Source organism: Micromonospora sp. NPDC005254, assembly GCF_042872525.1.
In the GTDB taxonomy this organism is placed as follows: domain Bacteria; phylum Actinomycetota; class Actinomycetes; order Mycobacteriales; family Micromonosporaceae; genus Micromonospora.
In genome coordinates, this window is sequence record NZ_JBIAKM010000004.1 from 550,705 (window position 1) to 574,142 (window position 23,438).

The following is a 23,438-nucleotide window of genomic DNA, read 5'->3' on the forward strand; positions in this document are numbered from 1 at the left end:
CGGTGCGTCCCACTCCGAGGGCTGCGGCGGCGGACCCCACTGCGCCGGCTGCGGCGGCGGGCCCCACTGCGGTGGCTGCGGTGGCGGCGGACCCCACTGGGGGACGGTCGGGTCGACCGGGGGCGGGCCATCGGGGCCGGTCGGCGGGCGCTGGTACGGGTCGTCCGGCTGCCCGGAACCCGATGGTCCGTAGGTCGTCATGTCATCCCCAGGGGGTGGGTGGTCAGCGCTGCTTCAGGCAGAGGACGAAGTCGAGGGTGTCCAGCTCGCTGTCGAAGAAGTACCAGTTGGTGTAGCCGTCGACCTTGGCGCACTTGGCCTCGGCGTCGCGTTCGCCGCTGGTCGCGCCGTCGATCCGGCGCAGCACCTCGTACGACTTCGCTGTGCAGCCGCTGATCAGCAGCTTGGGCTTGCCGCCGGCCGCCCCGTCGTTGCGCACGCACTGGCCGACCTTGACGAACCGCGGGTCGGCCGACGACTCCGGTGCGGCGGCGCTCGGCACCGGCTCGGCCGGCTCGGTCACGTCCGCGCTTGGCGCCCCGACACCGGCCGAAACGGTCGGCGCGGCCACCGGGGCGGCCGGGTCGTCGGACCGGCCGAGAAACCAGTACGCGCCGCCACCGGCCAGCGCCAGCAGCACCACGACGGCCACCACAGCGATCAGCGGCCCTCTGCCGCGTCCGGACGGGTCGGGTGCGGGGTCACCGCCGTACGGGCCGTCGTCGGGCCGGTACGGCTCTCCGCCGTACGGGGGGTTCGCCGCGGCCGGCGGGTACGCGCCACCGTAGGGCGCTCCGGCCTCCCCGCCGTACCGTCCGCCGCCGTAGGGCGCGCCGGACGGCTCAGCCCCGTACGGTGTCCCGCGCTCCCCGCCGTACGAGGGCCCCGCACCGTAGGGCCTCGCCGGTACGCCGCCGTACGGACCGTCGCCGTAGGACCCGGGGCGCTCCGCAGGGGCGGGCGGGTAGGCCTGGACCGTCGGCGGGTAGGGCTCGGGGCCCGACGGATAGGGCTGCTGCGGCGGCCGGCCGGGCGTCTCGTCGGGCCGTTGCCCACGCCACGGGCCTCGAAAGCCCTCACCCGGTGGTCCGTAGTTCGTCATGCCGCCCTCCTGCACATCTGGTGAGAGGCCGGCCACCAATGCGCGACGCCGACTCCGAGGTCACCGTAGCGTGGTCCACCGATGAGCTCATCTCCACCGAGCGCCGCCGCCCTGCCCGGCCGCCGCGCCGCCGCCAAGCCAACCCTGGTCTGGACCGCGTTGATCGTGGTCTACCTGCTCTGGGGCTCCACCTATCTGGCCATCCGGGTCGCGGTGGAGACGCTGCCGCCGCTGCTGTCGGCCGCCCTGCGGTTCGCCGTCGCCGGCCTGGTGCTGGCGGTGGTGCTGCGGTTGCGCCGAGGGCCGGGCGCGCTGCGCGTGCAGCGTCGGCAGCTCGGCTCCGCCGCGCTGGTCGGTGTGCTCCTGCTCGCCGGTGGCAACGGCCTGGTGGTGCTCGCCGAATCCGGGCCGCCCGGGGTGGCGGTGCCGTCCGGAATCGCGGCGCTGCTGGTGGCGACAGTGCCGCTGCTCGTGGTGCTGCTGCGATCCGCCACCGGTGACCGGCCCCCGGTCTGGACGTTCGCCGGGGTCACGTTCGGCTTCGTCGGTCTGGTCCTGCTGGTGCTGCCCGCCGGCAGCGCGGACGCGGTGCCGCTGGTCGGCGCGCTGACGGTGGTGGCGGGGGCCATCGCGTGGTCGGTCGGGTCGTTCCTGTCGGGACGGATCCGGGTGCCCGCCGACCCGTTCGTCGGCACGGTGTACCAGATGGTGGCCGGCGCGGTGGCGCTGGCCGTGGTCGCCGCCGGCCGGGGCGAGCTGAGCGAGTTCCACCCGGCGGCGGTCAGCACCCGGTCCTGGCTGGCGTTGGGCTACCTCATGGTGGCCGGCTCGCTGGTGGCCTTCACCGCGTACGTCTGGCTGCTGCAGAACGCGCCGATCTCGCTGGTCTCGACGTACGCGTACGTGAACCCGGCGGTCGCGGTGGCGCTCGGGGCGCTGCTGGTGGCCGAGCCGATCACTGGGCGGGTGCTGCTCGGCGGGGCGGTCATCGTCGCCGGGGTGGCCCTGGTGGTGAGCACGGAACGCCCGCGTCGGGCGGGCACGGGATCACGAACGGGGACCGCATCGACGGCGGACCGGCGGTAACCTCCGGCTCATGTCGGCCGCTGGGCTGGTGGGGGTGGCGTTGCTCGGTGGGGCGGCCGGTCTCGTCGTACCCCCACTGGCCCGGCGCTTCACCACCCCGGCCCGGCTGCGGCGCGGCGCCTGGCTGAGCCCACCGGTGGCGGCCGTGGTATTCGTGGGGCTCGCCGTCGCGCGGGGTGACGACCCGGCGTTGCCGGTCCTGCTCGCGGTGGCGGCGGTGGGGCTGGTGTTGGCCGTGGTCGACCTGGCGTGCCTGCGGTTGCCCGATCCGCTGGTCGCGGTCGCCGGCACGGTGGCCCTCGGGGGCCTGACCGGGGCGGCGCTGCTGGCCGGCACTCCTGGCCGGCTGCTTGGCGCGCTGGGGGGTGCGGCGGTCGCGGGCGCGTCACACGTGCTGCTGGCCCTGCTGCCGAGGTCCCGGCTGGGCTTCGGGGACGTGAAACTCGCAGCGGTCCTCGGGCTGCCGCTCGGCTGGCTGGGCCGCGATGCCGTGCTGGCCGGGCTGCTCCTGCCGCACCTGCTGCACGGTGTCCTGGTTCTTGCCCTGCTAGCAGCTCGAAAAATCCACCGCGAAACGTTGCTGCCCCTCGGACCGGCCCTGCTGACGGGCACCTGGCTCGCCGTGCTCATCGGTTGACCAGGGCTGAACGTGTGGCCGACGCGCCGGTTGCCGCGACTGCCGGGCTCAGCGGCGGGCAATCACCGTTAGTGACATCGCCGGTAGCGGTCGTCCGCACGAGCGGTATACCTGAAAGTCATAAATATGACTTTCAGGTATACCGCTCGTCGGCGTGACTAGGCCCGAGCGCGCCACGCCGACGGCACCCAGCCCCCGGGTAGCTCAGATCAGGCGGAGTTGGCGATCCCTGGGGCGACGCGGCTCGGTTTCACCGAACCGCTCGAACAGGCCCGGGTCGATCGCGGTGAGGAACGGCGAGGGTGCGCAGTCACGCTCCACGCCGTGCCGGGTCCGGCGGGCAGCGTGGCTGACGTACAGCCGGTCCTGGGCCCGGGTCAGGCCGACGAAGAAGAGCCGGCGTTCCTCGGCGACCGCGTCCTCGTCGGGCGTCGAGCCCGGCCAGCGCAACGGCAGCAGCCCGTCCTCGACGCCGACCAGGAAGACCACCGGGAACTCCAGGCCCTTCGCGGCGTGCAGGGTGAGCAGGGTGACCGCCTCGGCGCGCGGGTCGAGCGCGTCCACCTCCGCGCCGGTGGCCAGTTGCGACAGGAACGTCTCCAGGTCGTCGCCGCAGCGGCGGGCCAGCGGGGTCAGCAGGTCCACCGCCGAGCGGACGTCGTCGGGGCGGACCGTGCTGCCGGCGCCGTCCAGGGTGGGCACCGCGAACCGCTCGGCGACCACCTGACCGGCCAGGCGCACCCGGGCGGCGAGCGAGCCGGCCAGCCCGTCGGCGTGCCGCAGCTCGCGGGCGATGGCCGCCACGCCGGGCCGGTCCCGCAGCCGGTCGTGCGAGCGCTTCTGGACCGGGATGTTGGCCCGGGTCAGGGCGTCCACGATCGGGGCGGCCTGCGCGTCGGTGCGGTACAGCACGGCGATGTCGGAGAACGACAGCGAGGTGGACCGGCCGTCGATCCGGCCCGAGTCCAGCGAACGGTGGGACAGGCCGCCGACCAGCTCGTCGACGGTACGCACCACGAAGTCGGCCTCCTCGGCCACCGACGCCGCCGGGTACCGCCCGACGAGTGGGGCTTCCGGGTCGAGTCGGGCCGGGTCCAGCCGCCGGCCCCGCACCAGCGAGGACGGTGCGATGGCCTGCACGGCGGCGGCCAGGATGGGCGCGGACGAGCGGTAGTTGCGGTTGAGCCGGACCAGTCGGGCGTCCGTGAAATCCTGCGAGAAGCGCAGGAAGTAGCCGACGTCGGCGCCCCGGAACGAGTAGATCGCCTGATCCGGGTCACCGATCGCGCAGAGGTTGCCGTCGGCGGGGCTGAGCAGCCGCAGCAGCTCGTACTGCACCGCGTCGACGTCCTGGTACTCGTCGACGAAGATCCACTGCCAGCGGTTCCGGTACCGCTCGACCAGCTTCCGGTCGGCCCGCAGCAGCTCCACCGGGAGGCTCACCAGCTCGTCCAGGTCGACCAGGTCCTGCTTGCGCAGCAGCGCCGTGTAGCCGGCGAGATCGTCGCCGGCCTCCGACTTCGCCGCCGCCCGCTCGGCGTCGTCGGCGATCCGGAATCCGTCCGGCAGGCCCGCCGCGCCGGCGTTCTCCCGCAGGATGGTCAACCCCAGCGCGTGGAACGTGCCCACGGTGACGTCCTCGGCGACCGGGCCGAGCAGACCGTCGAGGCGGTGCCGCAGCTCCTCGGCGGCCCGTCGGGTGAACGTGATCGCGAGGCAGCGCTCGGGAAAGACGTTCAACTCCGCGCACAGGTACGCGATCCGGTGGGTCAGCGTCCGGGTCTTGCCGGTGCCCGGGCCGGCCACGATGAGCAGTGGCCCACCGGGCGCGGACGCCGCCACCCGCTGCATGGCGTCCAGCCGGTCCAGCAGGCCGGTGCCGACCTCCTCCATGCCGGAGAGCATCGGCTCGAACGGTTCGTGCGGTGACGGCGGCGACGCGATCGGCGGCGCGGGCGCCGGGGCCGGCTTGCGCTTCGGTTCCGCCTTGGCCGTCGCCGGGCGCTTGGCCGTGGCCTTGGCCGCCGGCTCCGCGGGGCGCCGCTGCGCCGGCACCGGTACGTCGAACAGCGTCTCCTGCGAGCCCAGCTCCGCCGGATCGAACAGCGTGATCACCCCGTACTCGCCGTCGTAACCCGGCACCCGGCGTACGTCGCCCCGCCGCAGCCGCCCGATGCCCTCCGCGAGCAGTTCGCCGCCGGCCTGCGCGATGTCCGACAACGGCCTCGTGGTCAGGATCTCCAGCTCGGGACCGAGCGCGGCGAGCAGCTCGTTGAGTCGCCCCTCGACCTTCTTCGACCGGGCACCCACCTTGTTGATCTCGCCGAGGATCTCGGCGAGCGGCACCAGGTGGGTGACCTCTCGGGCGTGTGCAGGACGGTGCCCGTCGGGTCGATCGGCCAGCTCCTCGATCCTGCTGAGGACGCCCACGGTGAGCGGCTTGCCGCACTCGGGGCAGCGCCCCCCGGCGGCCCGGGTGCGCTCCGGGGACCAGTTGACCCCGCAGAGCCGGTGCCCGTCCGCGTGGTACTTGCCCTCCTCCGGGAAGAACTCGATGGTGCCGGCCAGGCCGTCGCCGGTGCGCAGCGCCTCCCGGACGGCGAAGTAGTCCCGCTCGGCGGTCAGCACGGTGGCCTCCCGGCCCAGGGCCGGCGGCGAGTGCGCGTCCGAGTTCGAGACCAGTTGATAGCCGTCCAGGCTGCCGACGCGCCAGTTCATGGCCGGGTCGGACGAGAGGCCGGTCTCCACGGCGAAGATGTGCTCGGCCAGGTCGGCGTAGCAGTCGGCGATCGCGTCGAAGCCGGACTTCGAGCCCAGCGCGGAGAACCACGGCGTCCAGATGTGCGCCGGGACGAGATAGCCGTCCGGGCTCGCCTCCAGGGTGATCTCCAGCAGGTCCCGCGAGTCCAGGCCGAGGATCGGGCGGCCGTCGGAGCCGAGGTTGCCGATCCGGCCGAGCGCGGTGTTGAACCGGGCCACCGCTTCCAGGTCGGGCAGGTAGATGAGGTGGTGCACCTTGCGGGTCCGGTCGTCCCGCTTGTAGATGGTGGAGATCTCCACGCTCAACATGAACCGGACCGCGTCCGCGTCGGTCGTGCCGGCGAGTCGCGGCGGCAGCCGGCGGGCGATGTCGCGCTCCGCCTCCGGGGCGAGCCGGTAGAGCCCCGGCTCAGCCGGCCGCAGCGTCTCGGTCAGATGGTCGTACCAGGCGGGATGGGTGAAGTCGCCGGTGCCGAGCAGGGCGATGCCCTTGCGCCGCGCCCACCACCCGAGGGTCGGCAACGTCAGGTCACGGCTGCACGCGCGTGAGTACTTCGAGTGGATGTGCAGGTCCGCGACGAAGGGCGGGAGGCCACCGGGGGGTACGGCGCTGAACGGGGGCACGCCGCATCCTGTCACGCCCGCCGCGCCGCCCGCCCTCCGCCACGCGCGGACGTGACGTCCGCTATGCCGAGCGCAGCTCCACGAGGCTGATCTGCGGCTTGGCGCCCACCCGCACCGGCGGGCCCCAGAAACCGGCGCCGTTGGTCACGTAGACCTTCGTGCCGTCGACCTCGCCGAGACCGCTGACCACCGGCTGCGCCAGGCCGACGACCAGGTTGAACGGCACCACCTGCCCGCCGTGGGTGTGCCCGGAGAGTTGCAGGTCGACGCCGTAGCGGGCCGCCTGCTTCGCGGCGAGGGGCTGGTGCGCGAGCAGGACGACCGGGCGGCTCGGATCGCGGTCACCGAGGGCGGCGGCGAAGTCCGGACCGGCGGCGAGGCCGGTGCCCGCCGGGTCCGCGTCCAGGTCGTTCACGCCGGCCAGGTCGAGCACACCGCCCCGGGCCTGGATCTCCTGCCGACGGTTCTGCAGCACCCGCAGGCCGAGGCGGTCCACCTCCTGGACCCATTCCTCCACCCCGGAGTAGTACTCGTGGTTGCCGGTGACGAAGAAGTTGCCGTACCGGGAGCGCAGGTCACGCAGCGGCGCGGCGGCCGGGCCCAGCTCGGCGACCGAGCCGTCGACCAGGTCACCGACGACCGCCACCAGGTCCGCGTCGAGACGGTTGATCGCGGCGACGATCCGCTCGGTGTGCGCCCGCCCGCGCAGGGGGCCGAGGTGGATGTCCGAGACGGTGGCGATGCGCAGGCCGTCCATGCTGCGCGGGAGCTTGCTGAGGGGGATCTGCACCCGGTCGAGTTGGGGCGGGCCGAGTGCCGTGCGGACGCCGTACCCCGTGATGCCGGTGGCGGTGAGGCCGGCGAAGATGGCGGCTCCGCGGGCCAGCAGCAGACGGCGGGCCGGGTCGTGGTCCGGTGCCGTCACGGCGCCGGTGGCCGGCGGATCGGCGGGCCCGGCGGCCCCGACCAGCACCGGCTCGGGCGCGGCGGTGGTCGGCTCGGCGGCGGTCACCCGGCGGGGCAGCACCAGCCGGACGACCAGCATCGGCACTTCCAGCACGACGAGCGTGACCAGCAGGTAGAACATCACCGCGAGCCACAGGTAGCCGGGCCAGGCGAGCCAGTAGAGGCCGGCCTGCGTGCCGACCAGGGTGGCCGGCACGAGCACCGCCAGCACCAGGGCGGCGATCCCGCCGATCCGCCGCCAGCGACCCGGCGTGGTGGTGTCCCGGATGAGGCGCTTCCACAGGTAGAGGTGGATCAGCCCGGTGACCAGCGCCAGGACGCCCATGAACCCCAGAACCGCCAACATGTGTGCGCCCCCCTCAGCCGCCCGCGAACGGGGGCAGGACATCGATCGTGGCCCCGCCCGGCAGGGGTGCCCGACGATCATGACAGGCGACGCCGTCCACGAGGAAACTGGCCACCCGCAGCACGGCGGCGAGCCGGTCGCCGTGCCGCTGGGCCAGCTCGGTGGTGAGGTCGTCGAGTGACCGACCGGCGGGGGTGACCTCCTCGGCGCGGCCGGCTGCGGCGCGCGCACCGGCGAAGTAGCGGACGGTCAGCGGTCTCGGCTGCACGGTCATCCCCCGATCGCGGACATCGGCCGGGTCGGCTGGAGGAAGGTGGGGTCGTCGATGCCGTGCCCGGCGCGCTTGCCCCACATCGCGGTGCGCCACCGCTGGGCCACCTCGTCGTCGGTCGCGCCGCCGCGCAGCGCCGCCCGCAGGTCGGACTCCTCGGTGGCGAACAGGCAGGCGCGGACCTGGCCGTCAGCGGTCAGCCGCGTGCGGTCGCAGTCGCCGCAGAAGGGCCGGGTCACGCTGGCGATCACGCCGACCCGGGCCGGGCCACCGTCGACCAACCAGGTCTCCGCCGGTGCCGCGCCGCGCTCGGCCGGGTCAGGGCTGAGATCGAAATGGGTACGCAGGGAGGCCAGGATCTCCTCGGCGGTGACCATCGTGCTGCGGTCCCAGCCGTGCTGCGCGTCCAGCGGCATCTGCTCGATGATCCGTAGCTGGTAGCCGTGGTCGAGCGCGAAGCGGAGCAGGGCCGGCGCCTCGTCCTCGTTGACGCCGCGCATCAACACGGAGTTGATCTTCACGGGGTCGAGCCCGGCGGCTGCCGCCCCGGCGAGCCCCGCCAGCACCGCGTCGAGGCGGGGACGGCGGGTGAGCTGGGTGAACCGGGCCGGGGCCAGCGTGTCCAGCGAAACGTTCACCCGGTCCAGGCCGGCCGTACGCAGCGCGGGCGCCAACCGGTCCAGACCGATGCCGTTCGTGGTGAGTGAGATCCGCGGACGGGGGTAGAGCGCGGCGACCGCGGCCACGATGCCGAGCAGCCCGGGCCGGATCAGCGGCTCCCCGCCGGTGAACCGCACCTCGGTCACGCCGAGCCGCTCGACGGCCACCCGGACCAGCCGGACGATCTCCTCGTCGGTGAGCAGCTCCGGGCCGGCCAACCAGGGCAGCCCCTCGGCCGGCATGCAGTACGTGCACCGCAGGTTGCACTTGTCGGTGAGGGACACGCGCAGGTCCCGCGCGACGCGGCCGTACCGGTCGACGAGGACGCCGTCGGTCCGTGGGGCGACACTCACCGGTCGACCGTAGCGCGCTCGACGCTGCCCAGGGCGGCTCGGGCGAGTTCGACGACCGCATCGCGGTAGCCCGCGCCGAACAGCGCGGTGTGCACGAGCAGCAGATGCAGCTGATGCAGCGGCACCCGGTCGCGCCAACCGTCGGACAGCGGCCAGCTCTCCCGGTAGGCGGCCAGCACCCGATCCAGGTGCGCGACGCCGCCGAAGAGCGCCAGTTGGGCGAGGTCGGTCTCGCGGTGCCCGCCGTGCGCCGCCGGGTCGATCAGCCAGGCCCGCTCGTCGACGCCCCACAGCACGTTGCCCGGCCACAGGTCGCCGTGGACCCGGGCCGGCGGCTCGTCCCCGCCGAACTCGCCGACCCGGCCGATCACCTGCTCGACCAGCGCGGCGTCGGCGCTGCTGAGCGCACCGCCGTCGACCGACAGCCGCAGATAGGGGGCGAGCCGGCGGCGGGCGAACCATGTCGACCAGGGACCGTCGTCGGGGGTGTTGTCCTGCCCGAGCGCGCCGATGAAGCCGGCCCAGGCCGCACCGAAGGTCGGTGCGCCGGCCCGGTGCAGGGCGGCCAGCTCCCGACCGAGGCGTTCGGCCGCGTCCGGCGTCGGCTCGCCGGGCTCCACCCAGTCGAGCGCCAGCAGGTCGGGCAACGCCACGATCACCTCGGGTACGCCGATCGCGTCGGCCTCGCGCAGCCAGCGCAGCCCGGCGGCCTCGGCGGCGAAGAAGCCCTCGGGCACCGGCCGGTCGGCCCGCTCCGGCCAGGACTTGGCGAAGACCGAGTGGCCGTCGTCCAGGGTGAGCCGGGCGGCGGCGCAGATGTTCCCTCCGGCGACCGGCGTCTCGCGGAGTCGCTGATGGGTCCGGAACGTCGGCAGGTGTGCCGGATGCGCGCGCAGGTACGCCAGGTCCATCAGCGCACGGTAGCCGCTGCCCATGACACCGGGGTGTCGTGTGAGCACATCGAAACGCGTCCACCTGCATGAATACGCTCGGTAACTGTGGATAAGCCGCGTGTCATCCACAGGGCCTGGAAGGCTTCGCAGGACGGACGCAGCCTTCCTGCATGACCTCGACCGAACGTGCGAAGCTCTCCGTCCGCTCGCCCGCCGACCTGATCGCCGCCGTGCCGTACCTGCTCGGCTTCCATCCCGCCGACAGCGTGGTCGCGGTGGCGCTGCGCGGCCGGCAGATCATCTTCGCCGCCCGCGCCGACCTGCCCGAACCGTCCACGGACCCGGTCGAGCGTGCCCGACACCTGGCCGGGGTGATCTCTCGGCAGGGCGCGGAGGCGGCCACCGTGGTGGGCTACGGGCCACCTGATCGGGTGACCCCGAGCGTGGACGCGGTGCGCGCCGCCCTGACCGGCGCCGGCCTGGAGGTGCTCGACGCGCTGCGGGTGACCGACGGCCGGTGGTGGTCCTACCTGTGCACCGAGGCCGACTGTTGCCCACCCGAGGGTCGGCGCTACGACCCGACGGCCAACCCGGTGACCGCGTCGGCCGTGTTCGCCGGTCAGGTCGCCCTTCCCGATCGGGCGGCCCTCGTGGCGCAGGTGTCGCCGGTGGACGGCCCGGCCCGCGACGCGCTGCACGCGGCCACCGTCCGGGCGGAACGGCGACTGGTCGAGCTGGTCGAGCAGGCGCCCGCCAGCGACCTGCTCGGCGGCCGGGCACTGCGTTCCGCCGGGGTGGCGGCGGTCCGCGAGGCGCAACGCCGGCAGCGGCGCGGTGAGCGCCTCGACGACGACGAGGTGGCCTGGCTGAGCCTGCTGCTGACCCACCTGCCTATCCGTGACCACGCCTGGGAACGCACCGACGGCCGCGACCGGGACATCGCCCTCTGGACCGACGTGCTGCGCCGGGCCGAGCCGGAGCTGACCGCCGCCCCCGGTGCGCTGCTGGCGTTCGCGGCCTGGCGAGCGGGGCAGGGGGCGCTGGCGGCGGTCGCGCTGGAGCGCACGCTGAGCCTGCACCCCGACTACTCGCTGGCCCTGCTCCTGGACGACCTGCTCCGGCGCGGTGTGCCGCCCTCCGAGCTGGACGGCTGGCCGTCGGTCGGGATGCCCGGCGTGGTCCGCCCCCGCAAGCGGAGCCGACGTGGCCGCCGCTGACCCGCGCGCGGCCGGTCGTCGCCCAGCCGCCGTAGATTGCGCAGCAGCAGTATCGCACTTTTGCTATAGTCGGCGACGCCCCTGGTCAGTCCTCTATCACCCGCAGGCTCTGACCGAGCTGCAAGCCGTACCCGCCATCGAACACGTAGTAATCGGGCATGGTTGGCGCGATCGGTCCGGAGGCCGTTGTCAGTCAGCGAGACTTCAGGCGAGCGGTCAAGGCCGCGGAGCGAAGGATCAAGGATGTGGAGGAGGAGTGATAAAGCGTTCCGACCTCAAAACTGCACAGCAGGTCGTCGATGAGTGTGGTCATCAGGACCCGGATTTCCGCGCAGAGTGGGACCGGGCAGCCTTCGCTCGCGACGTCGCTCTCCGTATCGTCAAGTACCGCACCGCGAACGAATTGACGCAGACCGCGCTTGCTCGCAAGGTGGGCATGACCCAGTCGGTCATCGCGCGCCTGGAGTCTGGCGACCAGCCGCCGTCGATCGCGACACTCGCCAAACTCTCCAAGGGCACCGGCATGGCGTTCGAGGTCAAGATCTCGCACGGGGCTGCCGAGATCGTGGCCGCATAAGCCGCCGACCCGCGGGTCACTTGACCGTGGCGGCCACGCCGGACGAGTGGGCATCGCGGAGGGGCAGCCGAGCACTCCCATGGTTGATCGACTCAAGGTCGGCGATGTGGGGGCGTCGGGACGCCCGAATGCCCCCACATCGGCGATCTGGAGTGGATATCACGCCAGCGGACCAATCTCCTTCGCCAGATCGACGAAGCTCGCCCAGGCGACCGGGCCGAACGCCAGCGTGCCCCCGGCCCGGTCCTTCGTGTCGCGGACGAGCACGACGCCCGGCAGGTTGTCGGCCACCTCCACGCACGCCCCACCGTTCGAGCTGCTGCGGGTGCTCTTGCGCCAACGGGCGCCGGTCACGTCATCCATGCTCGCGCTCTCATCAGGTCGATGGTCAGGTCTCGCGGTAGCGCTAACGACCTCACGCTATCCCAGACCGCCCAGAATGGAGCAACGTCATTACTGAGGCGCCCGGCCGCCTGATCGTCGAGGTAGCCGACGTCGCCGCCGTCCGGTGTGCTGGCGATGACGAACGGTCCGGCCTGGCCGGGGTGGAACCCAGCAGTCAGGGGAAGCACATGGATCATCACGGCCGGCCGTTCGGCGAGCACCATCAGATGATCGAGCTGCTCGGCCATGATGTCGGGTCTTCCCCGGCGCAGCGCCGCCTCGTCGATGACGAAGACGGTCAGCGGTGGACGGGGTCGATCGAAGACGACGGCCTGCCGGCGCAGCCGGGTCTCCACGTGCGCCGCGAGGTCGTCGTCGGCCCAGAGCCCGCTGCTCAGCACGGCGCGCGCGTACGCCTCGGTCTGCAGGAGACCGGGCAACACGGTGGACTCGTACCACCGCAAGCCGACGGCCTCGCGCTCGATGTCCGTCCAGGGCCGGAGCCATGCTGGCTCGCGCCGCTTGAACAGGTCGGGCCACAGGTCCATCTCGTCGCGGCCAAGGACCGCCGCGACCTTCGACCGGTGGCGCGTCTGGGGAATCCGTCCCGGGTTCGCCCACTTGGCCGCCGTCTTTGGATCCACCCCGATCTCGGCGGCGAGGCTGTCCGCTGTCAGGCCGGATGCTGACATCGCCTCGGCGACTGCGCGGTTCATCCGCGACCCCTCCCGTACGTCCCAGACGTCCACAGGAGATATTGCTACGCAGTGTATTCGGATAGCAACCCTTGGAAGTGTTCCTTCCGAACGGCGCGGCCGGCAGGGACCCCCCGAGACCCGGCGGTCGCGTTCGTATCGGGGCCGCCCCGCGGGCGAGCACTCCGGGGCGGCCCCTCCCAACGAGGAGGGGGACCATGCCGCCCAAGCCCACGAACCCGCCACCGCTCAAGGCCGGTGACCTTGTTCGCCTGACCCGCGCCGCGAGCCCGCAGTTCATCCGGCCGATCACGGTCCGGGTCATCCGCGAACTCACCGACCGCCACACCTACCACGGCTGGACCTGGATCGAGGCGTACGAGCTGGGATCGGACGGCACCGCACGGGCTAGGCGGGAGCTGTTCGTGCTCCGCGAAGGGGTCGACCTGCTGACGTCCGGGCCGACCAGCCGCCAGGTGACTCGGCGTGACCCGGTGCGGGCTGTCAGATGACCGAACACCAAATGCTCAAGCCGACGTGGCGCTGTCGCACCTGCGGGATCGCGTGGCCCTGCTCGGCCGCGAAACTGCGCCTGCTCGGTAAGTACCGCGGTCGCCGTGACGAGTTGATCGAGCACCTGACGGCGCTACAGGCCGAGGCGACCGAACACCTCACCGAGCTGCACGGTGGCACGCCACCGGCTGGCCTGACTGAGCGCTTCATCGGCTGGACCCAGGCCCGGTAGCCCGCACCTCGGCGCGGGGTCCATGGCCACCTCGGGGGTCGGCCCGGCGACCACGGCTGGACCTGGTCAAACCGGCCGCTGAGGTTCAGGCTGACTGGTCGACCGTGATCCGCTGCGGGCCGGCGTAGACGTTCATGGTCGGGCCGCGCAGGAAGCCGACGAGCGTCATGCCCGCCTCCTCGGCCAGCTCGACGGCGAGGGTGCTCGGCGCGGACACCGCGGCCAGCAGCGGCAGGCCGGCCATCCACGCCTTCTGCGTCAGCTCGAAGCTGGCCCGGCCGGACACCAGCAGCAGGTGCCCGGTCAGCGGCAGCCGGCGTTCCCGCACCGCCCAGCCGATCACCTTGTCCACCGCGTTGTGCCGGCCCACGTCCTCGCGGAGCACCACCAGCTCTCCGGCCGGGCTGAACAGCCCTGCCGCGTGCAGCCCGCCGGTGCGGTCGAAGCCGCGCTGAACGGCGCGCAACCGGTCGGGCAGTTCGGCGAGGAGGGCGGCCGGCACGGTGAGCGGGTCCGCCGTGACGTCGAACAGCGACCGCGTCCGGATCGCGTCGATGCTCGCCTTGCCGCACACCCCGCAGGAACTGGTCGTGTAGAAGTTCCGGGACGGGTCGGTGGTCGGTTCCGGCACGCCGGGGGCGAGCACCACGTCCACCACGTTGTACGTGTTCGGCGTCTCCGCGCCGGCGCAGAGCTGGGCGGTCAGCACGTCGTCGGTCGACCGGATCAGCCCTTCGGTCAGCAGGAACCCGATCGCCAGGTCCAGGTCGTCGCCGGGGGTGCGCATGGTGACGGCGAGCGGCTTGCGCCGGCCCGGGCCCGCTGCGCCGACCCGGATCTCCAGCGGCTCCTCCACGGCCAGGGTGTCCGGCCGTCGGACGGCTGCGCGTCCGTCGGCCGCCGCGTCCAGGTCGATCCGTAGTACGCCCCGTCGGTCAGTCGCCCGTCCCATCCCGCCATCCTGCACCCCGGCCCGGCACACCCGCACGGCCGCCGGTCATCAGGCACCCGGCAGCGCACGCCGCCACCGGGCAACCGGCAGGGCCCCGCCGGGCACCGGACAGCGCACGCCGCCACCGAGCACCCGGCAGCGCACGCCGCCACCGGGCAACCGGCCCGGCTACCGTGACCGGGTGGGGACGTACGCCGCAGTGGTGCTCGCGGGTGGGGCTGCCCGACGGATGGGCGGGGTGGACAAGCCCGCGCTTCCGGTTGGTGGCCGGTCGATGCGTGACCGGGTGCTGGCCGCCGTGGACGATGCCGCGCCGCGTGTGCTGGTCGGTCCGGGTGACGGTGTCGCGGACGGGGTGCGGATCACCCGCGAGGATCCGCCCGGCGGCGGGCCGGTCGCCGCGACGGCCGCCGGGCTGGCACTGCTCGATCCCGACACGACGCTTGTCGCGTTGCTCGCCGCCGACCTTCCACTGCTCACCCGCGCCGCGATCGGCGACCTGCTGACCCACCTCGACGGGGAGCGACCAGTCGACGGGGTGTGCTTCGTCGACGCGGACGGCCGTCGGCAGTCGCTCTGCGGGGTGTGGCGCGTCGCCGCGCTGCGGACCGGGCTGGCCCGGCTGGCCGCCGAGCGGGGCGGCAGCCTGGCCGGTGCTCCGGTACGGGCGCTGTTGGCCGGTCTCGCCGTCCGGGAGGTGCCGTGGGCCGGTGACGGTCCGCCGCCCTGGTTCGACTGCGACACTGACGAGGACGTACGCCGGGCGGAGGAGTGGGTGCGATGACGGTGCTGGACGACTGGGTCACGGCAGCCTGTGCCGAGGTGGGTCTGGACTCGACCGAGGTGCCGGTGTCGGCGGTGCTGGACCTGGCCCGCGATGTCGCCCACCAGGTGCTGCGGCCAGGGGCGCCGGTCACCGCGTACCTGCTCGGGCTTGCCGTCGGCAGGGGTGCCGACCCGGCGGACGCCGCGGCCCGGCTCAGCGCCCTCGCGGCCGACTGGCCGGTCCGGTTGGGTGCCGATCCCGACGACCCCACCTCCTGACCCGCCGCGCCCCCGCCACCAGGCCGTCGCCACGGCGAGAGGACGGCGGTGTCCGATCCCGGTCCGGGCTGATTCGACGCCCGGACGGCGTGGGTAGGGTGATCGGAACGGACGGAGGCGATCATGACGGCTGACCACCCCTCGGCGCCGGACGGTGAGCCCGGCGGCACATCCGAGCCGGCAGAGTCGATCCTGCTCGACGAGCCCAGCACCACCGACCTGCGTGCCAAGGTGACGGAGGCGTGGCGGGAGTTCGCCCGGATGCTCGCCCTGCGGCTGCGGGAGCTGCCCGCCGGCGCGCACCTCGAACTGACCCTCGACCCCACCGCCTCCGGTACGGGGGATGCCGTCTACTCGATCAGCGTCGACGTGACCGGCGACGGCGGGCTGTCGGCTCGGGCCGTCGGCAACGCCGCCCTGCCGCAGGGCTACCGGCTGGACCGTGCCGCGGTGGCGGACATGGTGGCGCTGGGCTGGTCCCCGCCCGGGGTGGTGGCCGGCTCCGGCGGCTCGTTCGGGCTGGACGGTACGACGGCGGAGGCGGCCCGGATCGCCCCGCTGCTGTCCCGCACGCTGCGCGACGTGTACGGCGCCCCGCATCCCGCCTTCCTCGTCTACCTGGTGCACGACGCCGAGGGTGAGCCGTTGACGGTGGAGCCGCTGGGCACCGCGCGCAGCGAGTTCGGCCCGGACGCCGACGTCGAGGGTGACCTCCAGGAGGCGCTGGCCGAGGCGGCCGCCGAGCGGGACGACGTGCTCGACCTGGCGGACCGCGTCCGCACCGTCGTGTCCACGATGCTGAAGTCCGACGCCGAGCGGTTGCAGATCGACTCGGACGGCGACATCACCATCCGGGCCGGCTCGGCGATGGTCTTCGTGCGGGTGCGGGACAATCCATCCCTGGTGGACGTCTTCTCCCCGGTGCTCACCGAGGTCGAGCCGACCGAACGGCTCTACGTCAAGCTGTCGGAGCTGACCAACCGGATGCCGATCGGTCGCCTCTACTGCGCCGACGACACGGTCTGGGCGTCCATCCCGGTCTTCGGGCGCAACTTCCAGGCCACCCACCTCATGCTGGCGGTGCAGGTGATGACCGGCCTCGCCGACGAGCTGGACGACCGCCTGCACGGCGAGTTCGGTGGCAAGCGGTTCTTCGGTGAGGGCGACAAGCCGGTCCGGCGCGACGAGTCGGAGCACCGCACCGGCATGTACCTCTAAACCACGTCCAGCAGGGTCTTGCCGACCGTCGCGCGCGCCTCGATGGCGGCGTGCGCGTCGGCGGCGCGTTCCAGCGGAAAGCGCTGGCCGATCAGCGGCCGGAGCTGGCCGGCCGCCGCGTCCGCCAGGGCCCCGATGGTGTACGCCCGCAGCCGCGCGGGCGGCACGTCCGGCCGGACCAGCGTGACCTGACGTTCGGCGGCGGCCTCCGGTGCCACCGGGGACCACTCGCCGCTGGCCAACCCGAAGCTGATCATCCGGCCGCCCGGGGCCAGCAGCTCGAACGCCGTCCGGGCGACCGGGCCGCCGACGCCGTCGAACACCACGTCGACCCCGCCCACCGTGTCCCGGATGCGGTCGGCCCAGCCCGGCATCCGGTAGTCGACCGCCACCTCGGCGCCCAGGCCGGGCAGCAGGTCCACCTTGCGCGGCCCGCCGGCCACGCCGATCACCCGCGCGCCGGCCCGCGCCGCGAGCTGGACGAGGAGACTGCCCACGCCGCCCGCCGCGGCCTCGATCAGCACGCGATCACCGGGGCGGACGCCGACCGCCTCGACGAGCATGGTGGCGGTACGCCCGTCGGCCATCATGGCCACGGCCGCGTCCAGCGCCAGCCCGGCCGGCACCTCGATGGGCGCGGACGCGTCCACCACCGCCCGTTCGGCGTACCCGCCGGAGCCGCCGGTGGCGCTGACCACCCGCCGCCCGGTCAGGGCCGGGTCGACGTCCGGCCCGACGGCGGCGATCACCCCGCCTACGCCGTTGCCGGGGATCAGCGGCGGAGTGACCTGGAACGGGCCGGGACGTCCCGAGCGCTGCTGCGTCTCGACGAAGGTGATGTTCGCGTGCGCGACGTCGATGAGCACCTGGCCAGGGCCGGGGCTCGGGTCGGGCGCCGGGCCGGGCGTCAGCACCTCGGGACCGCCGAATTCACGTAACCAGATCGCCCGCATGGAGTCCCCCTCGTGTCGTGCCCAGGCCGCAACGAGTCCAACACCTGAACCGGGCTTGAGGTCAAGCCCGGTTGGACGGCCCGACGCCGGGGGACTCGACCAGCCGGGACAGCACGATGGTGCTGCGGGTGGAGGTCACGAAGGACTCGGCGCGCAGCCGCTCCAGCGCCGCCTCCAGGTGGGCGATGTCGGCGGCCCGCAGGTGCACCAGCGCGTCCGCCTCGCCGGAGACGGTGTACGCGCCGACCACCTCCGGGTGCCGGCGGGCGGCCACGCCGATCTGCGCCGGGGTGGTCCGACCGGCGCAGAACAGCTCGACGAACGCCTCGGTGGTCCAGCCGACGGCCGCCGGGTCCACGACGGCGGTGAATCCCCTGATCACGCCCGTGGCGCGCAGTCGGTCCACCCGGCGCTTGACCGCCGGGGCGGAGAGTGACACCCGGACGCCGATGTCGGCGTACGACGCGCGGGCGTCAGCGACGAGCAACGCAATGATCCGCTGGTCTACGGCGTCTATCTGCAACGTTCCGCCTCTGGGAAGCAATGGTTGTGGCTGTTACCAAAGTTCAACGGTACCTACTCTTGGTGACCGTGAACCAGCAGCGAGTCTCGCGAAAGCGGACATATCTCATGTGCTCGCCCGAGCACTTCGCGGTCGAGTACGCGATCAATCCGTGGATGGACGTGACCACCCCGGTCGACCGGGAGTTGGCCGTCAAGCAGTGGGACCGCCTGCGCGAGACGCTCGTCGGCCTGGGGCACGACGTGCATCTGCTCACCCCCGAGCCGGGCCTGCCCGACATGGTCTACGCCGCCAACGGTGCGTTCGTGGTGGACGGCAGCGTCTACGGCGCCCGGTTCAAGCACGAGCAGCGGGCCGCCGAGGCCGCCGCGCACCACGCCTTCTACGAGTCGCAGGGCTGGCGGTTCATCGCCCCGAGCGAGACCAACGAGGGCGAGGGTGACTTCGCGTACGTGCCGGAGGCGCACGGCGGGCTGATCCTGGCCGGGCACGGCTTCCGCACCGAGATCCCGGCGCACGCCGAGGCGCAGGAGGCGCTGGGCCGCCCGGTGGTGTCGCTGCGCCTCATCGACCCGCGCTTCTACCACCTGGACGTGGCGCTCGCCTCCATCGACGACTCGAACGTCGTCTACTTCCCCGGCGCGTTCTCGGCCGCCAGCCAGCGGGTGCTGACCCAGCTCTTCCCGGACGCGGTGATCGCCGACGACGAGGACGCCATGGCCTTCGGGCTGAACCTGGTCAGCGACGGCGCGAACGTGGTGCTCAACAGCGAGGCCACCCGGCTGGCGGGCAAGCTCAAGGCCGCCGGCTACAACCCGGTGCCGGTCGAGCTGGCCGAGCTGAAGAAGGGTGGCGGCAGCGTGAAGTGCTGCATCGCCGAGCTGCGGCACTGACCCGAACACTGCCGCGTACGGCAGGGGCCGGCCTCCCGTCGGAGGCCGGCCCCTGCTGCTGCTTGTGGTGGGCGTTTCAGCCGAGCGTGGCCAGCTCGTTGATCAGCACGTTCGACATGACCTGACCGTCGCGCTGGACCTCGCGCAGGTACCACTTCTGCTGGGGGGTACGCGGCTGGTTGAACTGCCAGATGCCGCGCGGGCTGTCGATCTGGCCGATCCGGCCCAGCGCCAGGTTGACCTGCTGCGGGGTGGGCGACCCACCGGTCAGCTGGATCGCCTGGTCGAGCACCTGCGCCGCGTCGTACGACGCCATCGCGTAGGTCGTCGGCGTGGTCTGGTGCTTCTTGCGGTAGGCGGAGGCGAAGACCCGGTTCGACGTGTTGTTGAGGTCGGCCGAGTAGTTCAGCGCGGTCTGGATGCCGAGCGCGTCCCGGCCCAGGCTCTCCAGCACGGTGCCCTCGGTGAGGAAGCCGGGCGCGTAGACGGGGCCGCTGAACTGGTCGCGCAGTTGCTTGATGAACTCCACGGCGGCCGAGCCCGCGAAGAAGCAGAAGACGGCGGTCGGCTTCTTGCGCAGCGCCTTCTCGATGTCCGCCACGTAGGTGCCCTTGCCCGGGTTCGGGGTCGGGTTGGTGTTGGTCACCGGGTCGGCGATGCGCGGGTCGGAGGTGCCGAACTCCTGCCTGAAGCCCCGCACCACGTCCGGGCTACCCACGTTCTCCGGCATGATGATCGCGATCCGGCCGTTCGCCGGGAGCTGGTCGCGCAGGTAGCGGCCCAGCGCCCGGCCGGCCTCATCCAGCACGTACGACGTACGCCAGATGTAGACGACGCTCTGCAGGCTGCTCGGCGAGGCGTTCGAGCCGATGAGCGGGACCCGGGCCTCCTCCACGGTGTCGCGGATGCCGACCATCACCGACGAGTTGACCACGCCGGTGAGCGCCAGCACGTTCTGCTTGAGCAGTTGGTCGACGGCGGCCTTGCCGGTCTTGGCGTTGTCACCCTCGTCGGCGGTCAGCAGCTCGACCGGATGCCCGCCCAGCTGCTGGCCGTGCAGGTCGAGGAAGAGCTGGAAGCCGTTGGTGATGTCGTCACCGATGGACTTGAAGCCGCCGGCCTTCGGCGCGATCAGACCGATCTTGATCGGGCTCTTGGCGGCGGCCGGCTTGCCCTCGGTGTCGGAGCCGCACGCGGCGGCGAACCCGGTCGTTCCGAGCGCGGCCAACAGTTGGAGCGCCCGCCTGCGATTCATCTGCGACACCGAGTTCCTTCCAGGAGCGTTGCAGGGCAGAACACCGCCCCTCCGGCGTTCTACCTGCTCCGCGACGCTGCGTCAATGGTTAGTGATCATCGTGCAGGGACCGCAACACAGCCAGCACCGGGGGCCACGCCGAAGACTCCGGGTCGATCAGCCCGAAATGCTCACATCCGGGCAGCTCGACAAGGGAAATATCGGATCCTGCGGCACGAGCCGCCGCGACGAAGTCCTGGCTCATCGCCACCGGCACCTGCAGATCCGCCGAACCGTGCACGACTACTGTCCGTGTCCGGATCGGTACCAATGATCGTGGATCGGCCGCCGCGTACCGGTCCGGGAAGTCGAGTGGGCCGCCGCCGAGCAGCGCCGCCACCGCACCCGCGTCCAGATCCAGCCGGTACGCCGCCGCGAGATCGGCCACCGGGGCCAGGGCCAGCACTCCGCCCACCGTCGACGGCGCGGTGGCCGCCGCGTACAGCGCCAGGTGGCCACCGGCGGAGTGACCGATGACGATCGGCGCGGCCCTGCTCACCCGACCGGGCAGCGCCTCGGTGGCCAGCTCGGGCAGCGCCGCGATCCCGGCCAGCGCGTCGGTCAACGTGCCCGGCCAGCCGCCGCCCGGCTGCCCCGTACGCCGGTATTCCAGCTGCGCCACCGGGTAGCCCTCGGCGGCGAGCGCGGCGGCCAGCGGGCCGGTGTGGCGGCGGTCGTACTCGGAGCGCCAGAAACCACCGTGCACCACGACGACCAGCGGCTGGGCCGGACCGACACCGGCCGGCCGGCGCAGGTCGGCAATCTGGTCCGGGTGGTCGCCGTAGGCCACCGTCAGGTCCGGCTCCGGCGCGGGCCGGGTCAGCACGGCGCGTGGGTCGGCAGGCATGGCGCGACGGTAGCGCGCCCCGCCCGGGTGGTTCGGCCCTGGGAGTCGGTCCCGGGCGGCATGGGTCGCGCCCACTGGGTAAAGATGGACCCCATGACCGAAGCGCGCTCCGCTGAGCAGAACGACCAGCCCGGCCCCGACGACTCCGGCCACTCCGGCACGGTGGTGGTGGTCGGTCCGGACGGCCGGCCGATCGGCACCATGCAGACCGAGGAGGGGCAGGGCGAGGACCCGACCCGTCTGGTAGAGCAGCCGGCCAAGGTGATGCGGATCGGCAGCATGATCAAGCAGTTGCTGGAGGAGGTCAAGGCGGCCCCGCTGGACGACGCCAGCCGGCACCGCATGCGCGAGATCCACGAGCGGTCGATCGTCGAGCTCAAGGAGGGTCTCGCCCCCGAGCTGCGCGACGAGCTGGAGCGGATCTCGCTGCCCTTCACGGAGGACAAGGCCCCGAGCGAGGGCGAGCTGCGTATCGCGCACGCCCAGCTCGTCGGCTGGCTGGAGGGCCTGTTCCACGGCATCCAGGCGGCCCTGGTCGCCCAGCAGATGGCCGCGCGGGTCCAGCTGGAGCAGATGCGCGGCGGCCGGCAGGCGCTGCCCAGCGGCCCCGGCGGTGTGGTGCCCGGAATGCCGGGCATCGGCCAGCCCGGCGGCGGTGAGGGCCACAACACCGGCCAGTACCTCTGACCTGGCCGGTCAGTCCACCCCGAAGATCTTCTCCAGGTACGCCGCCACGCCGTCCTCGGAGTTCGCCCCGGTCACCTCGTCGGCGACCGCGAGGACGGCGGGGTGCGCGTTGGCCACCGCCACCCCGCGCCCGGCCCAGCTCAGCATCGGCACGTCGTTCGGCATGTCGCCGAAGGCCAGCACGTCCGCGGCCGCCACGCCGAGCCGGTCGCAGTACCAGTCGAGCCCGGCCGCCTTCGTCACCCCGGCCGCGGAGATCTCCACGAGCCCCGAGGACGACGAGTGCGTCGCCTCGGCCAAGCCCGCCACCGCTGCCGCCACCAGTGCGACGAACGCGTCCGGGTCCTGCTCGCCGGCGCGGGCGAGCAACTTCACCGCGGGAAGCGAGAGCAGCTCCTCCGGTGTCTCGACCGGCCGGATCCCGTCGGGGTCGACGTCCCAGCGCAGCGGGTAGTCCGTCTCGTGCCGCATCTGGCGGCTGTCCATGATCTCCACGGCGAAGCTGATCCCGGGCACCTCGGCCCGCAGCCGCTCGGCCACCTCGGCCAGGTGCTGCGGCGCGAGCGGGTCGGCCCGCAGCACCTCGTCCCGCACCGGGTCGTAGACCACGGCGCCGTTGGCGCAGACCGCCGGCAGCGGCTCGGCCAGCTGGTCGTACACCATCTCGAGCCAGCGGACCGGACGGCCGGTGACCAGGACGACCGGCGTGCCTCGCGCGGTGATCCGCGCGAGCACGTCGGCGGTGCGCGGGCTGAGCGTGCGGTCGTCGCGGATCAGCGTGCCGTCGATGTCGGTGGCGACCAGCGCAGGGGTGTCTCGCATCACCGGGACAGTAGCCGGTCCAGGTACACCGCCACCCCGTCGTCGTCGTTGCGCAGGGTCACCTCGTCGGCGGCGGCACGCAGCGCGGGGTGCGCGTTGGCCACCGCGACCCGGGACCAGCCGGCCCACTCGAACATCGGCAGGTCGTTGGGCATGTCGCCGAAGACCAGGACGTCAGCGGGGTCGACCCCCAGGCTCTGCGCCACCACGGTCAGCCCGGTCGCCTTGTCCACGCCGGGCGGGCAGATCTCGATGAACCCGAGCCCGGCCTGGGTGAGCGAGGCAACCTGCGGCGAGACGATCCGGCGGGCCACCGCCAGCAGCTCGTCGACGTGGTGGTCGGCGGTCCGGGCGAAGGCCTTGATCACGTCACAGGAGAGGCACTCAGCGCGGCTGCGCGCCTCGAACCGGTCCTGGTAGGGCCAGCTCTCGTGGTAGTCACCCCAGAGCGGGGCGTCGTGCTCGTCGGACGCCTCGACCATCACGGTCAGCGGGCCGACCTCGGCCTCCAGGTCGGCGAGCAGCCGGGCCAGCACCTCGGCGGGCAGCCGCTCGTCGCGGAGCACCACCGGGCCGGTCGGGTCGCTCTGGTCGACCACCCGTCCACCGCCGGCCATCACCAGGAAGTCGGCGGCCCGGATGTCGTTGCGGGTCAGCTCGGTCAGGCGGGGGCCGCGTCCGGTCGCGCCGACCACCGGAATTCCGGCGGCCCGCACCCGGTCGAGCACCCCATGGGTGTACGCGGAGACGGTGTCATCGCTGCGGACCAGCGTTCCGTCGAGGTCGGTCGCGATCAGTTTGGGCAGTCCCGGGCGGGTCATCGTTCCTCCTTCGCCCGCCGCCGTCGCACCTGCCGAGGCCAGGGAAAGCGAGGCCCGGCGTGACGGCG

Annotated in this window: 25 protein-coding genes and 1 pseudogene; 11 read left to right on the top strand and 15 right to left on the bottom strand. The window is 73.0% G+C overall.

Translation table 11 applies throughout. The features are described 5' to 3' along the window. Nucleotides 1-223: 223 nt before the first annotated feature. Nucleotides 224-727, bottom strand: a pseudogene (locus ACFYPR_RS15750) (flagellar basal body protein FliL); the annotation flags it as partial. A gap of 456 nt (nucleotides 728-1,183) precedes the next feature. Between ACFYPR_RS15750 and ACFYPR_RS15755 the strand changes: the two are divergent. Both ACFYPR_RS15755 and ACFYPR_RS15760 read left to right on the top strand, forming a co-directional pair. After that, on the top strand, nucleotides 1,184-2,188 hold the full coding sequence (locus tag ACFYPR_RS15755) for an EamA family transporter (protein WP_387260509.1): 1,005 nt from the start codon (nucleotides 1,184-1,186) through the stop codon (nucleotides 2,186-2,188). Nucleotides 2,189-2,198: 10 nt separating this feature from the next. Next, complete coding sequence (locus ACFYPR_RS15760) at nucleotides 2,199-2,825, top strand: prepilin peptidase (RefSeq protein WP_355063402.1); 627 nt, start codon at nucleotides 2,199-2,201, stop codon at nucleotides 2,823-2,825. 204 nt (nucleotides 2,826-3,029) lie between these two features. Here the strand turns inward: ACFYPR_RS15760 and ACFYPR_RS15765 are convergent, their stop codons facing one another. The 5 genes from ACFYPR_RS15765 to ACFYPR_RS15785 all read right to left on the bottom strand — a co-directional run bounded on the left by ACFYPR_RS15765 (nucleotide 3,030) and on the right by ACFYPR_RS15785 (nucleotide 9,716). Then, nucleotides 3,030-6,209 (bottom strand): UvrD-helicase domain-containing protein, encoded by a 3,180-nt coding sequence (locus ACFYPR_RS15765; RefSeq protein WP_387260512.1) that lies wholly within the window; start codon nucleotides 6,207-6,209, stop codon nucleotides 3,030-3,032. Nucleotides 6,210-6,270: 61 nt separating this feature from the next. Beyond that, complete coding sequence (locus tag ACFYPR_RS15770; RefSeq protein WP_387260515.1) at nucleotides 6,271-7,521, bottom strand: metallophosphoesterase; 1,251 nt, start codon at nucleotides 7,519-7,521, stop codon at nucleotides 6,271-6,273. A gap of 13 nt (nucleotides 7,522-7,534) precedes the next feature. Further along, nucleotides 7,535-7,789, bottom strand: coding sequence for a MoaD/ThiS family protein (locus tag ACFYPR_RS15775; RefSeq protein ID WP_355063406.1), 255 nt, complete (start codon nucleotides 7,787-7,789; stop codon nucleotides 7,535-7,537). A 2-nt stretch (nucleotides 7,790-7,791) separates the two neighbouring features. Continuing rightward, nucleotides 7,792-8,805, bottom strand: a complete 1,014-nt coding sequence (moaA, locus tag ACFYPR_RS15780; RefSeq protein WP_354855788.1) for a GTP 3',8-cyclase MoaA — start codon at nucleotides 8,803-8,805, stop codon at nucleotides 7,792-7,794. Then, entirely contained in the window at nucleotides 8,802-9,716 is a 915-nt protein-coding gene (locus ACFYPR_RS15785; protein ID WP_355133832.1) for a fructosamine kinase family protein, read from the bottom strand. Before ACFYPR_RS15785 ends, moaA begins: the two co-directional genes overlap by 4 nt. 152 nt (nucleotides 9,717-9,868) lie before the next feature. On the opposite strand from ACFYPR_RS15785, the gene ACFYPR_RS15790 reads away from it, so the two are divergent. Both ACFYPR_RS15790 and ACFYPR_RS15795 read left to right on the top strand, forming a co-directional pair. Next, the gene (locus tag ACFYPR_RS15790; protein ID WP_354855790.1) at nucleotides 9,869-10,915 is read left to right on the top strand and encodes a DUF4192 domain-containing protein; all 1,047 of its coding nucleotides are present in this window, start codon (nucleotides 9,869-9,871) and stop codon (nucleotides 10,913-10,915) included. Nucleotides 10,916-11,171: 256 nt separating this feature from the next. Next, entirely contained in the window at nucleotides 11,172-11,492 is a 321-nt protein-coding gene (locus ACFYPR_RS15795; protein WP_354855791.1) for a helix-turn-helix transcriptional regulator, read from the top strand. A gap of 159 nt (nucleotides 11,493-11,651) precedes the next feature. On the opposite strand, the gene ACFYPR_RS15800 is transcribed toward ACFYPR_RS15795, so the two are convergent. Beyond that, complete coding sequence (locus tag ACFYPR_RS15800; protein WP_354855822.1) at nucleotides 11,652-11,846, bottom strand: DUF397 domain-containing protein; 195 nt, start codon at nucleotides 11,844-11,846, stop codon at nucleotides 11,652-11,654. Continuing rightward, the gene (locus ACFYPR_RS15805; protein ID WP_387260653.1) at nucleotides 11,843-12,592 is read right to left on the bottom strand and encodes a Scr1 family TA system antitoxin-like transcriptional regulator; all 750 of its coding nucleotides are present in this window, start codon (nucleotides 12,590-12,592) and stop codon (nucleotides 11,843-11,845) included. The genes ACFYPR_RS15800 and ACFYPR_RS15805 overlap by 4 nt, the downstream gene beginning before the upstream one ends. Nucleotides 12,593-12,789: 197 nt before the next feature. Between ACFYPR_RS15805 and ACFYPR_RS15810 the strand changes: the two genes are divergently transcribed. Both ACFYPR_RS15810 and ACFYPR_RS15815 read left to right on the top strand, forming a co-directional pair. After that, entirely contained in the window at nucleotides 12,790-13,083 is a 294-nt protein-coding gene (locus tag ACFYPR_RS15810) for a hypothetical protein (RefSeq protein WP_354855792.1), read from the top strand. Then, the gene (locus ACFYPR_RS15815; protein WP_354855793.1) at nucleotides 13,080-13,316 is read left to right on the top strand and encodes a flavin reductase; all 237 of its coding nucleotides are present in this window, start codon (nucleotides 13,080-13,082) and stop codon (nucleotides 13,314-13,316) included. The genes ACFYPR_RS15810 and ACFYPR_RS15815 overlap by 4 nt, the downstream gene beginning before the upstream one ends. A gap of 85 nt (nucleotides 13,317-13,401) precedes the next feature. Here ACFYPR_RS15815 and fdhD read toward each other — a convergent pair whose 3' ends face one another. Then, complete coding sequence (fdhD, locus tag ACFYPR_RS15820) at nucleotides 13,402-14,268, bottom strand: formate dehydrogenase accessory sulfurtransferase FdhD (protein WP_387260519.1); 867 nt, start codon at nucleotides 14,266-14,268, stop codon at nucleotides 13,402-13,404. A 181-nt stretch (nucleotides 14,269-14,449) separates the two neighbouring features. Here fdhD and ACFYPR_RS15825 point away from each other — a divergent pair, with 181 nt between their 5' ends. From ACFYPR_RS15825 to ACFYPR_RS15835, 3 genes are all read left to right on the top strand, one after another. Further along, nucleotides 14,450-15,052 (top strand): NTP transferase domain-containing protein, encoded by a 603-nt coding sequence (locus ACFYPR_RS15825; RefSeq protein WP_354855795.1) that lies wholly within the window; start codon nucleotides 14,450-14,452, stop codon nucleotides 15,050-15,052. Then, nucleotides 15,049-15,312 (top strand): DUF6457 domain-containing protein, encoded by a 264-nt coding sequence (locus ACFYPR_RS15830; RefSeq protein ID WP_363935556.1) that lies wholly within the window; start codon nucleotides 15,049-15,051, stop codon nucleotides 15,310-15,312. The genes ACFYPR_RS15825 and ACFYPR_RS15830 overlap by 4 nt, the downstream gene beginning before the upstream one ends. A gap of 123 nt (nucleotides 15,313-15,435) precedes the next feature. Next, nucleotides 15,436-16,530, top strand: coding sequence for a hypothetical protein (locus ACFYPR_RS15835; protein ID WP_363935553.1), 1,095 nt, complete (start codon nucleotides 15,436-15,438; stop codon nucleotides 16,528-16,530). Here the strand turns inward: ACFYPR_RS15835 and ACFYPR_RS15840 are convergent. Next, nucleotides 16,527-17,483 carry a zinc-binding dehydrogenase gene (locus ACFYPR_RS15840; RefSeq protein WP_387260522.1) on the bottom strand — a complete coding sequence of 319 codons (957 nt, stop codon included), beginning with the start codon at nucleotides 17,481-17,483 and terminating at the stop codon, nucleotides 16,527-16,529. The genes ACFYPR_RS15835 and ACFYPR_RS15840 overlap by 4 nt on opposite strands. Nucleotides 17,484-17,544: 61 nt before the next feature. After that, nucleotides 17,545-18,006 (bottom strand): Lrp/AsnC family transcriptional regulator, encoded by a 462-nt coding sequence (locus ACFYPR_RS15845; RefSeq protein ID WP_354855798.1) that lies wholly within the window; start codon nucleotides 18,004-18,006, stop codon nucleotides 17,545-17,547. Nucleotides 18,007-18,065: 59 nt separating this feature from the next. On the opposite strand from ACFYPR_RS15845, the gene ddaH reads away from it, so the two are divergent. Continuing rightward, entirely contained in the window at nucleotides 18,066-18,899 is an 834-nt protein-coding gene (gene ddaH, locus ACFYPR_RS15850; protein ID WP_354855799.1) for a dimethylargininase, read from the top strand. A 76-nt stretch (nucleotides 18,900-18,975) separates the two neighbouring features. On the opposite strand, the gene ACFYPR_RS15855 is transcribed toward ddaH, so the two are convergent. Both ACFYPR_RS15855 and ACFYPR_RS15860 read right to left on the bottom strand, forming a co-directional pair. Further along, nucleotides 18,976-20,163 carry an ABC transporter substrate-binding protein gene (locus ACFYPR_RS15855; RefSeq protein ID WP_354855800.1) on the bottom strand — a complete coding sequence of 396 codons (1,188 nt, stop codon included), beginning with the start codon at nucleotides 20,161-20,163 and terminating at the stop codon, nucleotides 18,976-18,978. 79 nt (nucleotides 20,164-20,242) lie between these two features. After that, complete coding sequence (locus ACFYPR_RS15860) at nucleotides 20,243-21,040, bottom strand: alpha/beta hydrolase family protein (RefSeq protein WP_387260524.1); 798 nt, start codon at nucleotides 21,038-21,040, stop codon at nucleotides 20,243-20,245. 84 nt (nucleotides 21,041-21,124) lie between these two features. Here ACFYPR_RS15860 and ACFYPR_RS15865 point away from each other — a divergent pair, with 84 nt between their 5' ends. Further along, the gene (locus ACFYPR_RS15865; protein ID WP_354855802.1) at nucleotides 21,125-21,727 is read left to right on the top strand and encodes a bacterial proteasome activator family protein; all 603 of its coding nucleotides are present in this window, start codon (nucleotides 21,125-21,127) and stop codon (nucleotides 21,725-21,727) included. A gap of 9 nt (nucleotides 21,728-21,736) precedes the next feature. Here ACFYPR_RS15865 and ACFYPR_RS15870 read toward each other — a convergent pair whose 3' ends face one another. Together ACFYPR_RS15870 and ACFYPR_RS15875 are read right to left on the bottom strand one after the other, a co-directional pair. Further along, nucleotides 21,737-22,549 (bottom strand): HAD family hydrolase, encoded by an 813-nt coding sequence (locus ACFYPR_RS15870; protein ID WP_354855803.1) that lies wholly within the window; start codon nucleotides 22,547-22,549, stop codon nucleotides 21,737-21,739. Beyond that, nucleotides 22,549-23,370 carry an HAD family hydrolase gene (locus ACFYPR_RS15875; protein WP_363935545.1) on the bottom strand — a complete coding sequence of 274 codons (822 nt, stop codon included), beginning with the start codon at nucleotides 23,368-23,370 and terminating at the stop codon, nucleotides 22,549-22,551. Before ACFYPR_RS15875 ends, ACFYPR_RS15870 begins: the two co-directional genes overlap by 1 nt. Nucleotides 23,371-23,438 lie beyond the last annotated feature (68 nt).